This window comes from Pseudomonas nicosulfuronedens, from assembly GCF_005877905.1.
GTDB classification, from domain to species: Bacteria; Pseudomonadota; Gammaproteobacteria; order Pseudomonadales; family Pseudomonadaceae; genus Pseudomonas; species Pseudomonas nicosulfuronedens.
The window spans coordinates 1-11,619 of sequence record NZ_SWDV01000030.1; the positions used below are offsets into that span (position 1 = coordinate 1).

Genomic DNA, 11,619 nt, shown 5'->3' on the forward strand with positions numbered 1-11,619 from the left:
CCAAGGAAGCCGACGGCGCCCAGCACCAGGCTGTTCTTCAGCAGGCGGCGGCGTGAGGCATCGATGAGCTCGCTCATCGGCACGTTGCCGGAGGGGTTGATCGGCTGGTCGTCGAAGGCGGAAAGCTGGGCGTGGAAATCGGTTGGTTCAGCACTCATCGGGACGTCTCTTGGATCCGGTAATGGAAGGTGTTGCGCACGTTGGCCACGGTGACGGCCTGGCCGTCGATCACCCGTGGCTGGTAGCGGAAACGGGTGGCGGCCTGTAGCGACGGGCGCTCGAATACACTGTGGCTGCAGGCGCCGGGCACCACGCGCGGGTCGCGCACCGAGCCGTTGGGGGTGACGGTGTATTCCACTGTGCAGTCCCCCTCCAGGCGCCGATCGAGGGCTGTGTCCGGGTAAGTCGGGGCCTTCTTCACCAGCGGCTGGTAGTTCTGCGCGGCGCGGGCAGCTTCGGCGGCAGCGGCTTGTTGCGCGGCAAGTTGGCGGTCGCGCTCGGCACGGGCCTGCTGTTCGGCCTGCTGACGTTCGCGCAGCTCCTGTTCCCGGCGTTGCTGCTCGGCGAGGCGCTGCTGCTCCTGGCGTCGCTCTTCGCGTTGGCGATCCTCGCGCTCGCGTTGTTCGGCCTTGCGCCTGGCCAGTTGGGCCACATCGGGTTGCGGCTTGGACGGGGGCGGCTCGGCCTGCGGTGCTGGCGTGGTGACGGGCTCGGGAGGCTGCACCGCGGGGGGCGTCGGGACCACGGGGGAGGGGCTCGGCAGGCTGACCAGCGCGGTGCGCATCACCTTCGGCGCCGGTGTCGTCGGCGCGGATGGATGGAAGCCGATGTACAGGCCGACCAGCGCCAGGGCGTGCAGCCCCGCGCTGATGGCGGCCGGCAGGGCGCGGCGGGTGATCCTCGGGTTCACGATTGCGGGGCCTCGGTGATCAGCCCGACATCACTGACGCCGCCGCGTTGCAGCGCGGCCATGGCGGCGATCACCCGGCCGTAGTCCACCGCCTGGTCGGCGCGGATCAGCACCTGGGTGTCGGTACCCAGGCGGGTGAGCTTGGCGGTCAGCTCGTCCAGGCTGCCGGCAACGTCGGTGCGCTGCTCGGTGTCCACCTGGCTGCCCAGGTACCAGTGGTAGCCGCCGTCGGCCTGTACCGTGAGGGTCAGCACCGGGCGCTCGGTTTCACTGGGCAGCGCTTCGCTGGCCACCTTCGGCAGCTCCACCTTCAGGCCCTGCTGGATCATGGGTGCGGTGACCATGAAAATCACCAGCAGCACCAGCATGACGTCGATGTAGGGCACCACGTTCATTTCCGCCTTGGGCGCGTGCTTGCTGCGTATGCGTCGCATGGCCGGCCTCCGTTCAGGCCGCCGCGGCCAGCGCCGGGGCGGCGTGGATGCGGCGGTTGAGCTGGGCCTGCAGCTGTTCGGCAAAGGCGCAGTAGCGCCCCAGCAGCTGATCGGAACCGGCGGCGAAGCGGTTGTAGGCCATCACCGCCGGGATCGCCGCGAACAGGCCGACGGCGGTGGCCACCAGCGCCTCGGCAATGCCCGGTGCGACGGTGGAGAGTGTGGCCTGTTGCACGCCGGAGAGGCCGATGAAGGCGTTCATGATGCCCCAGACGGTGCCGAACAGGCCGATGTAGGGGCTGGTGGAGCCAACGGTGGCGAGGAACGGCAGGCCCCGCTGCAGGCGTTCTTCCTCCTGGGCGATGACCACGCGCATGGCGCGCTCGCTGCCTTCGATCAGCAGCGCCGGGTCGATTCCCGGCTCGTCGCGCAGGTGCAGGAATTCCTGGTAGCCAGCGTGGAAGATGCGTTCGACGCCAGCGTCCTCGCCGGGCTCGGCGGTTTCCCGGAACAGCCGCGGCAGGTCACCGCTGGCCCGCCAGCGGGCTTCGAAGGTGCGCAGGCGGCGACGGGCGCTGCCCAGCAACAGGCTGCGCTGGACTATCACGTACCAGCTCAACAGCGAGGCGGCCAGGAGGATCAGCAGCACGGCCTGGGCGAGCGGGCTGGCGGCTTCGACCAGCCCCCAGAGGCTGGTATGTTCGAGTGTGGCTTGCATGGTGGTCTCCCGGTAGGGCTCCCCTTGAGGGGAGCGCGGTGGTCAGTCGAGATCGAGGACACGGGCGACTTCCGCCCAGGGCACGTACTTGAAGTTCTGCGTGCCTTCGGGCAGGCGCTTGCGGCCGTCCTGCACCACCAGCATGCCCTGGCCGAACGCACCGCCCAGGTTGGCCGAGGTAACCTCGATGCCGTCGGTTTCCGAAGTGCCGTCGATACCGGCAGCGGCGTTCAGGCCAACGCGGAAGGCACCGCGCACGCGGTAGGGTGCTTTGGCGTCGAGCACCAGGTAGCTGTCGTTGCCCTGGCTGGAGACCAGCAGGTAGCTCGCCTTGGCGCCTTGGTAGAGGGCCAGGCCCTCGACGTCGTCATGCAGCAGGTCGCCCACGGCCAGTACCTGTTCCGGCACGCCAGGTGTGTCGGGCTCGGCGCCGAGGGTCCAGACGGCCACGTCTTCCTCGCCGAGGAACAGACGCTGGTTGCGATCATCGGCAACGCAGCCCTCGGGCTGGCTGGCGACGCGGAACTCGCGCAGCAACTCGCCCTTCACCTTGCCGTTGGGGGCACTGAGGCGGTATTGCTGGAAGCGACCGTCCTTGTCGTTGACGAAGGCCTGAATGTCGCCGTCGCGGGGGGCGTACAGGCACAGGCCGTAGACTTCTTCCAGTGGCGTTGGCACGCGGCCGATCTCGCGCACCTTGCCGTCAGCCGGCTCGATGGCGAACAGCGTCAGGCTGTTGTCGCTGCGGTTGCTCGCCACCGCCAGGTCGACGCGGCGATTGCCGAGCCGGAAGCCGTGGCGCACGTCGACATTGTTCACCAGACCGGAAGCCAGGCTCTGCAACTGGCGACCCTGGAGGTCGAAGACCAGCAGGCCTTCCTGCTTGTTGGTGCCCAGTACGCGGCTGAGTTTCGGGTTTTTCGCGCTGACCCAGATCGCCGGGTCATCGGCGGCGTCGCCATGACGCTGCACGCTCTGCGTCTGCACCGCCGGCATCACCTCGGGCAGCGCGCGGGGGCCTTCGGCGTGTGCGGGCAGGGCAGGGACTTCGGCGTGGTAGTAGTGCCCGCTGGTATCGTCCTGCAGGACGATGCGCAGCGTGCCGGCCTGTTCGGCGGCTGCGAGTTGTTCGGCTTTCTTCGGGCCACTCAGTGCGATCGCGCCGAGGTTCTCCCAACCGTTGCCCTGACGCACGTAGCGTTGCAGGGCCGGGCCCTTGTCCAGCGCGAGCACACCGCCGGATACCACCGCCAGTCCGCTGACCGATCCGGCGAGATTGCCATAGGGCGCGCTCAGGTCCACCGGCAGGCGGCTGCCGTCTGCCTCCGGGTTGGCACCATAGGCCCACAGGCCGATGCCGGGTTCGTCGACGTACAGGGTGCCGTCGCTGTCGTCGGTACGGCACAGCTCGGCGCTCGGCGGCAGGGCCAGGCGTCGCACCTTGCGCGCCTCGCGTTCGAGTCGCTGGCCGTGGCCGACCAGCCATTGCTCGCCCTGGCCGTTCTCGCCGACCAGGAACAGGTAGAGGTTGGCGCTGGCGTCACGGTAGAGGCACTGGCCGTTGACCGCGAAGTCCGGGCTTGGCAGGCGCAGCGCAGCGCCCCAGTGGCCGTTGCCGGCCAACGGCTGCAACAGCGGCTGTTGGCGTTCGCGGTCGAAAGTGGCGAGCAGGCTACCGTCGCCCCAGGGGCGTTGGTCGAGGAAGTCGTAGCGGCCGGCGAGACGACCGCGTTCGCTACCTGTCTCGTCCAGCAGCAGGAGGCCGTCGCGCTTGCTGGCGACGACGCTGCCGGCGCCGGGCAGCAAGGCGATGGCCTGGGCCTTGGCACGGGTCGGCCAGGGTTGCAGGGCGACGGATTCGGCGCAGGCATGGCCGGCCAGCAGCAGGCCGGCGAGCAGCGGAGCAAGGGAGTAGCGGCGTTTCATGGAGGGCGTCTGTCCTTGTGGTGCTGCGCGGACGCCGGCGGACCGGCGTGCGCGGTCCTCAGAAGTGGGTGAGGGTCAGGCCGACGGTGTAGGTCGGGCCGTACTCTTCGTACTGGTAGTTGTAGCGACGGTGGCCGCTGTAGATGTAGTAAGGCTCATCGCCGAGGTTCTCGGCGTTGAAGAACACCTGCAGGTTGTCCGTCAGCGAGTAGCGCGCGCTGAAGTCGATCTGCGTCTGGTCGTCGACACGGCTGTCGTAGTGCTTGTCGCTGACGTTGCCGACCTCATAGAGGTAGTCGGACTTGTAGTTGGCGGTCAGGCGCAGGCTCAGGCGGTCCTTCTCGTAGCCGATGAGCAGGTTGCCGGTGACGTCGGATTGGCTGGGCAAGTCAATGTTGCGCTGGTTGCCGTCGGCATCGGCGATCTCGGCGCGCGAGCGGCTGAAGGTGGCGTTGGCGCCCAGCAGCAGGCCGTCCCAGGGCGCGGGGAGCATGACCATTTTCTGCGACCAGGCCAGTTCCAGGCCGTAGACCTTGGCCTTGTCGCCATTGGCGAAGGTGGACGCCTCGTCGAAGTCCGCCCAGGCGCCGCTGCCGGCGAGGTCGGTGTTGTAGACGAAGTTCTTGATGTCCTTGTAGAACAGCGACGCCGAAACCACGCTGGCGCGCCCCAGGTAGCGCTCGATGGCCAGGTCCAGGTTGTGCGAGCGCAGGGCGGCGAGGTCCGGGTTGCCGAACTCCGCTTCGTCGCCATCGATGGCATAACCGGGCGCGAGTTGTTCGAAGGTCGGGCGTACCACGGTGTTGGTCCAGGCGGCGCGAATCTGCGTCTGGTCGTCCAGTTGGTAACGGGCATGCAGGCCTGGCAGCCAGTTGTGGTAGTCGCGCTTGCGCTCGATGGCCTGGTAGTCGCCGTTGTCGATGCCGGTGCCCCTGGCCTCGAAGTGCGTGCCCTCGTAGCGCAGGCCGGCGATGAAACGCCAGTCACCGACGTCCACGGTGTTCATGAAGTAGCCGGCGTCGATGTCTTCGTGCATGCGGAAGTCATTGATGGTGGAGGCTTCCTCGTCGTAGTACTGCGCCGAATCCAGCCCGCCGATCAGGCGCTTGACCGCGTCGGCGGATATTCCCTGGCCGAACTTCTGCAGGCGGTAGTGCACGGTGCCGTCCAGGGCGTTGGCGAGGTTCAGCTGGTCGTCGCTCAGGCCGGCGTCGGCGAGGTCCTCGTACTGCCAGACCTCTTCGTCGTTGTCCTTGGTGCGCCGGCTGAGCTTGCCGCCGAATTTGAAGGTCGACGGGTTGCCGGCCAGGTCGTAGTCGCGGGCCAGGTCCAGACGCAGGTTCTTCTCGCGGTCTGATGTGTAGGACTTGCCCCACTCGACCTTGTCCAGGCTGAACTGACTCGGGTCGTAGAACGCCGGGTCGATGTTCAGGCGTGGCTTCTCGCTGTCGTACCAGCCACTGTCCATGTCGCCGCCGCTGTAAACGGCCGGGTCGATGTGGCCGGGGCTGTCCTCGTCGGATTTGCTCCAGCCGGCCTGGCCGCTGAAGGTCCAGTCGCCGCGACGTTGCTCGCCGCCGAAGACGTAGGACTGGATGGTCTGGGTTTCCTCGCGGTGTTTCAGGCGGCGCTCCACCTCGGCTTCGCCGCTTTCGCCTTCGGCCAGGGCGTCCTCGAAGTCGATCTTGGTGGACTGGCGTGTCTCGTTGTCCTTGAACTCGCTGTAGAGAGTGCGCAGCCAGAGCTTGCTGTCGTCGTCGGGGCGGTAGTCGAAGTTCAGCGCGCCGCCGCTGCGCTCGCGCTGGATGTCGTAGTCACGTTGCTCCAGGCTGTTGAGTCGGGCACCGTCGTCGAAATCCCAGTCGCCGCCGGTCTCGACGTTGTCGGAACCGAACTTGCGCTTCTGCCAGCTCAGTGCGGCGGCCACGCCGAAGTTGTCGATGCCGTCGCCGAGGCTGAAGCGCTGGCTGGCGGCGCCGGAGTATTTCGGGCTGAAGCGGTTGGTGTTCTCGTCGTAGCTGGTCTGTGCGGTGCCGCTGAAGAACAGGCCGTCGTGATCGAAGGCGGAGAGGCTTTCAACCTCGATGGTGCCGCCCAGGGAGTTGGCGTCCATGTCCGGGGTCAGGGTCTTGACCACTGACAGCGACTGGATCAGTTCGCTGGGCAGCACGTCCAGCGCCACGGCACGGCGTCCGGCCTCGGGCGAGGGCACCAGGGTGCCGTTGATGGTGACGGCGTTGAGGTCCGGGCCGAGGCCACGAACCCGTACGAAGCGGCCTTCGCCCTGGTCGCGTTCGATGGAGGTCCCCGGTACGCGTTGCAGGGCTTCGGCGGCATTGCTGTCGGGCAGCTGGCCGATGCTGTCGGCGTGTACCACGCTCTCCACGCTGTCGGAGCGGCGCTGCTGGCGCAGGGCCTTGTCGAGGCTGTCGGCCTGACCGTACACGGTGACGCTTTCGCCAACCTCGGCAGCTTCCTCGGCCCAGCCCGACGGTGTGGCGGCGATCGCCAGCGCCAGGGCGCTGACCTTGAACAGCGGACGCAGCGTCCGCGGCAATTGTTGATCGATCACGGCATTTCCCCTTGTGCCCGTTCCTTCGACCGGGGCGATTCGGCCCGGTCAACTGGGGAGCGGAAGCTAGGCAGCGGGAATGACGGTTACGTGACAGCGATGGCCTGCGAGCCCCGGAATACCGGGGTTTCAGCCGTGACAAGGGTGTTTTTGAGCCCAATTGACCCGGTGCGTTCGGCTCAGCCCCGGCGGCAGGTCGCGCCGCGTGGCGTCGGTGTTGGCGGCACAGGTTTTTTTTGCAGGATGAGGGCAGTTTCGAGTGAGCCGATTGCACCCTCGGCACTGTCATCAAAGCATCACGCGGACCTGTTTGGCTGGCCTCCGTCACTCGTTCGCGGATACCACTCCCATGTCCAACCTGCTCAAGCTGCACCGGCTGAAACTGATCGCGCTGGTGGCGCTCGCCAACATTGGCCTGTTGCTCTACCTCGCGGCCGGGCACATCAAGACCTGGGAGCGGATCGACTGGCTCGACGTGGTGGGCGAGGGTGGGTCGGCGCTGCTGGCGTTCTGCTGGGTATGCCTGGTGCTCGCGCACCGGCCTACCGGGCGAGTCACTACCTTGCTGGCGGTGGGGCTGGGCGCGGTGTTCTTCTCCATGTGGATGGACGCTCTCGACGAGTTCATCCAGTTGCCCGCCGAGATTTCCTGGGACCACTGGCTCGAGTCGGCGCCGATGCCCATCGGCCTGCTGCTGATCACCCTGGGTCTGTACCATTGGAGCAAGGAGCAGAAGGCCCTCGGCCAACAGCTGAGCAAGCGCGAGCGGCTGTTCCGCGAGCACCTGCACCATGACCGCCTTACTCCGCTCAATGGCGCGGCCTACCTGCGCCGGCAGATCGAGCTGGAGCAGCGTCGCTCTGGCGAGGAGCAACAGGCGTTTTCCCTGGTGCTGGTGGACCTGGACGATTTCGCGCCCTTCAATCGCCAGCATGGTCATGCCGAGGGTGACCGGGTGCTGCAGGCGGTGAGCCAATTACTGTTGCTCAACCTGCGCCACTCCGATCTGCTGTGCCGGCTGGCGGGCGACCGTTTCGTCGCACTCCTGCCTGGCACTGGCGAGGCCCAGGCCTGGCGCATCGCCGGGGAGCTGGAGCGCGCGGTGCGTTCCTATGCGCACAAGAGCATGCCGCAGGGCGAAAGCCTCGCCCTCAGTGCCACTGCCGTGGCCTGCATGGCGCGTGATGAATCAGCGGACAACCTGCTGGAGCGCCTGAGCCTGGCCATGGCGCGGGCCAAATCGCGGCCGCGACTGGCGCGCAGCGCGTGAGGTGTGCCGCATGGATGCCCGACTGAACTACTACGAGCGCGACCTGCGCTTCATCCCGGCGCAGCACCAGCCCGCCTGCCTGCTCGACCTGGCGCTCAGCCGCGAACTGGACAGCCATCGCCTGTTGCGTGGCACGGGGCTGTTCCAGGAAGACATCATCGCGGGCCAGCGGCTGATCAGCGTCGAGCAGTACCTGCGGCTGGTGGACAATTGCCGGCAGGGCAGCGGCGGCGAGGAACTGGGTTTTCTCTTTGGCCAGCGCTTGCTGCCGGGGCATCAGGGCGCCGCCAGTGGTGCGCTGATGCACGCGGCCAACCTGCAGGAGGCGCTGGAGTTGCTGATCCGCCACCGTGCGCGTTTCAGCCCGCTGCTTGCACCGCGCCTGCTGGTGGAGGAGCGCGTTGCCTGTCTGTACTGGGTGGATGCCTGCGGTATCGGTGGTGCCCGGCGTTTTCTGGTGGAGAGCGGCATGACGGCGGTCACCTCATTGTCACGTTGGCTGTCGGAGGAGCGCCTGCCGTGGAAGTATCTGTTCGCCCATGAACGACCTGACTATATCGAGCAGTACCAGGCGCACCTGGGGCTCAACCTGCAGTTCGACTGCCATGTCGACGCCATGCTGATCCCCCGCGAATACCTGGTGAAACCCTGGCCGCGCGCCTCACTCACCGCTGGCCAGGCGGCGCAGCGCGATGCCCGGCGCGAGCAGGACCAACTGGGCCTGCGCGAAGGCGTGCTGGAACATGTGTACCGCCTGCTGCAGCGCGAGGCCCGCGATCCGCTGAGCCTCGATCAGCTGGCCGAGCGCATGGGCATCAGCCCGGCCACCTGCAAGCGCAAGCTGCAGAAGCACCAGACGCACTTCCAGGCTGTGCACGATGAGGTGCGCAAGCACGTGGCGCTTTATCTGTACTGGTCACAGGGCTATAGCAACGAGGAAGTCGCGGAGTACCTGCGCTTTACCGACACCACCAACTTCCGTCGCTCGTTCAAGCGCTGGACGGGGCGGGTGCCCAGTGCCGTGCGCGACCTGCGACCGGGGCGCGACAGCTGGCAGGAACACCGCGTAACGGATAGTTGAGCGAAACGGTTGGTGATGAGGTGCGCTTTCTATAGAATGCGCAAACGTTTCAGCAGACCATGCATCCCTCCCACAACAAAAGCCAAAGCCGAAGGCTTTGCGTGTCTCTCTGCGCAGGACGTCCCTCATTCCATCAAGCAGGCCTCAGAGCCGGCGGAGGAGGGAACTGAGTCCCGACTCATCCTCGTCATCTGTCGCCTTGCCCATCGTTCGCGCCCTGTGCGCGGGGTCCGGCCTTCACGCTGAATGACGCTGGTGGGGAAGGCCAAGCCCTAACGACGAGAAACCTTTCGATGATCAAGAAAGTTAGCGGGGCGCTGCTGGGCCTCGCTCTGGCAGTGAATTGCGCGCCCGCGTTCGCGGAAACCAAGAAGGTCGATGTGCTGCTGATCGGCGGCGGCATCATGAGCACCACCCTGGGCGTCTGGCTCAACGAGCTGGAGCCGGGCTGGAGCATGGAGATGGTCGAGCGCCTGGACGGCGTCGCCCAGGAAAGCTCCAACGGCTGGAACAACGCCGGCACCGGCCATTCCGCCCTGGCCGAGCTGAACTACACCCCCGAAGATAAAGACGGCAACGTCACCATCGCCAAGGCGGTGGAGATCAACGAGTCCTTCCAGATCTCCCGTCAGTTCTGGGCCTGGCAGGTGCAGAACGGCGTGCTGAAGAACCCGCGCTCGTTCATCAACTCCACCCCGCACATGAGCTTCGTCTGGGGCGACGACAACATCGCCTTCCTCAAGAAGCGCTACGAGGCGCTGCAGGCCAGCCCGCTGTTCCGTGGCATGCAGTACTCCGAGGACCCGGCGCAGATCGCCAAGTGGGTGCCGCTGATGATGCAGGGCCGCGACCCGGCGCAGAAGATCGCCGCCACCTGGACGCCGATTGGCACCGATGTGAACTTCGGCGAGATCACCCGCCAGTTCGCCGGCTACCTGCAGACCAAGCCGAACTTCAGCCTGAAGCTCTCCAGCGAAGTCGAGGACATCACCCGCAACGACGACGGCACCTGGCGCGTCGAGTACAAGAACCTCAAGGACGGCAGCGTCACCGAAACCGACGCCAGGTTCGTCTTCATCGGCGCCGGCGGCGGTGCACTGCGTCTGCTGCAGAAATCCGGCATCGAGGAAGCCAAGGACTACGCCGGTTTCCCGGTGGGCGGTTCGTTCCTGGTCACCGAGAACCCGACCATTGCCCAGCAGCACCTGGCCAAGGCCTACGGCAAGGCATCGGTCGGCGCTCCGCCGATGTCCGTGCCGCACCTGGACACCCGCGTGCTGGACGGTAAGCGCGTGATCCTCTTCGGGCCGTTCGCCACCTTCTCCACCAAGTTCCTCAAGGAAGGCTCGTACCTCGACCTGCTGGGCAGCACCAATGTCCACAACGTCTGGCCGATGACCCGCGTAGGCATCGACGAATACCCGCTGGTGGAATACCTCGCCGGCCAGCTGATGCTGTCTGACGACGACCGCCTCGCCGCCCTGCGCGAGTACTTCCCGGAGGCCAAGGCCGAGGACTGGCGTCTGTGGCAGGCCGGTCAGCGCGTGCAGATCATCAAGCGAGACGCGGACAAGGGCGGCGTGCTGAAGCTCGGCACCGAGATCGTCGCTTCCGCCGACGGCAGCATCGCCGGCCTGCTGGGCGCATCGCCGGGCGCTTCCACCGCCGCGCCGATCATGCTCAACGTGCTGGAGAAGGTGTTCAAGGACAAGCTGGCTACCCCGGAGTGGCAGGCCAAGGTCCACCAGATCGTCCCCAGCTACGGCACCAAGCTCAACGACAGCCCGGAGAAAACCTTCCAGGAGTGGAGCTACACCGCCAAGGTCCTGCAACTGGACCCGCCGCCGGCCATCGACCAGGCTCCGGCTGCACAGCCGACCGACGCCGCTCCGGCACCGGAAAAGGCCTCCAGCGATATGGCGCTTTAAATTGCCTCGCTGAATAAGCGAGTTCCGAAGGCCAGACTTAAAGTTCGGTCTTCGGAATTCCTTTATTGAACATCCTCTATTTCGCCATTTGCCGAACTTTAGTCAGGGCGATCTGCCCGGTATAACGCTCGGGCTTCCCGCTTTATCTCTCACTTCCCTTGATGTCCGAGTGTCCTGTGAACTGCCGGGCAACTTCGAAACCGCAGATCCTGCCCTGGTGAATTAATGAACAGGGCGAATCCGCGCAATAGTCGAAGTTTTGCGCTCGCGCCTACGCCGGTGACGAACTGCTATTCGAACCGTGGGAGGCTGGGCCTTTACATTCAATTTTGCATGTCAACCCGTCTGTTTCGCCGCTTCGCTCTGCGCCGGGCTTCAGCGACCCTCTGGTCTGTGGATTGGCATGACCGTACCGACAGGTTTGCTGGACTCATATTTTCCGACGAACGGTAATTTGTACTCCAGGGACTACAGTCGTGTAAGCCATTGGCGATAGTCAAACAAGCGACTGAATATTGTCGTGGACGTGTCGGGGCGGCGAAGTGCGACGACCAATTCGCGATAGCGGGAGTAAGCCCCGTAAGTGGCGCTGCTTACAGAGAATGTCAATTAATTGTCGAGAGTAAACCGACCTGATATCAGCGCTTATATCTGCGAGTGGACAATAAACTCTGAACTTTTCAGCGGGTGCTTAGGTTACTACCTTTCGATTAAACCTTTTGGCCAGGAGCCTTTGAGAGTGCTCCCGGCGCCTTGTACAGAAGCTGCTATCTCTTTCTG

At 65.7% G+C, this 11,619-nt stretch carries 8 protein-coding genes; 3 read left to right on the plus strand and 5 right to left on the minus strand.

Going from position 1 to position 11,619, the window contains the following annotated elements; all coding sequences use genetic code 11:
• Positions 1-154: 154 nt before the first annotated feature.
• The 5 genes from FAS41_RS21235 to FAS41_RS21255 are packed head-to-tail and all read right to left on the minus strand — an operon-like array spanning position 155 to position 6,560.
• Positions 155-910: an energy transducer TonB gene (locus tag FAS41_RS21235; protein WP_246084913.1), complete on the minus strand. Its 756-nt coding sequence runs from the start codon at positions 908-910 to the stop codon at positions 155-157.
• Positions 907-1,344 carry a protein TolR gene (tolR, locus tag FAS41_RS21240; protein ID WP_138525408.1) on the minus strand — a complete coding sequence of 146 codons (438 nt, stop codon included), beginning with the start codon at positions 1,342-1,344 and terminating at the stop codon, positions 907-909. The genes FAS41_RS21235 and tolR overlap by 4 nt, the downstream gene beginning before the upstream one ends.
• Before the next feature lie 13 nt (positions 1,345-1,357).
• Entirely contained in the window at positions 1,358-2,062 is a 705-nt protein-coding gene (gene tolQ / locus FAS41_RS21245) for a protein TolQ (protein WP_138525409.1), read from the minus strand.
• 42 nt (positions 2,063-2,104) lie between these two features.
• A complete protein-coding gene (locus FAS41_RS21250) occupies positions 2,105-3,988 on the minus strand; it encodes a phytase (RefSeq protein WP_138525410.1) in 1,884 nt (627 codons plus the stop codon).
• A gap of 58 nt (positions 3,989-4,046) precedes the next feature.
• A complete protein-coding gene (locus tag FAS41_RS21255) occupies positions 4,047-6,560 on the minus strand; it encodes a TonB-dependent receptor (RefSeq protein WP_138525411.1) in 2,514 nt (837 codons plus the stop codon).
• A gap of 349 nt (positions 6,561-6,909) precedes the next feature.
• On the opposite strand from FAS41_RS21255, the gene FAS41_RS21260 reads away from it, so the two are divergent.
• From FAS41_RS21260 to mqo, 3 genes are all read left to right on the plus strand, one after another.
• Positions 6,910-7,830, plus strand: a complete 921-nt coding sequence (locus FAS41_RS21260; RefSeq protein ID WP_138525412.1) for a GGDEF domain-containing protein — start codon at positions 6,910-6,912, stop codon at positions 7,828-7,830.
• Positions 7,831-7,840: 10 nt separating this feature from the next.
• The gene (locus FAS41_RS21265; protein WP_138525413.1) at positions 7,841-8,911 is read left to right on the plus strand and encodes an AraC family transcriptional regulator; all 1,071 of its coding nucleotides are present in this window, start codon (positions 7,841-7,843) and stop codon (positions 8,909-8,911) included.
• A 293-nt stretch (positions 8,912-9,204) separates the two neighbouring features.
• Positions 9,205-10,839, plus strand: coding sequence for a malate dehydrogenase (quinone) (mqo, locus tag FAS41_RS21270; protein WP_138525414.1), 1,635 nt, complete (start codon positions 9,205-9,207; stop codon positions 10,837-10,839).
• Positions 10,840-11,619: the final 780 nt, after the last annotated feature.

Bases quoted from the DNA above. Each gene is read 5' to 3' on its own strand.
- tolR (WP_138525408.1), bottom strand. From the start codon at position 1,344: ATGCGACGCATACGCAGCAAGCACGCGCCCAAGGCGGAAATGAACGTG.
- tolQ (WP_138525409.1), bottom strand. From the start codon at position 2,062: ATGCAAGCCACACTCGAACATACCAGCCTCTGGGGGCTGGTCGAAGCC.
- FAS41_RS21250 (WP_138525410.1), bottom strand. From the start codon at position 3,988: ATGAAACGCCGCTACTCCCTTGCTCCGCTGCTCGCCGGCCTGCTGCTG.
- FAS41_RS21260 (WP_138525412.1), top strand. From the start codon at position 6,910: ATGTCCAACCTGCTCAAGCTGCACCGGCTGAAACTGATCGCGCTGGTG.
- FAS41_RS21265 (WP_138525413.1), top strand. From the start codon at position 7,841: ATGGATGCCCGACTGAACTACTACGAGCGCGACCTGCGCTTCATCCCG.
- mqo (WP_138525414.1), top strand. From the start codon at position 9,205: ATGATCAAGAAAGTTAGCGGGGCGCTGCTGGGCCTCGCTCTGGCAGTG.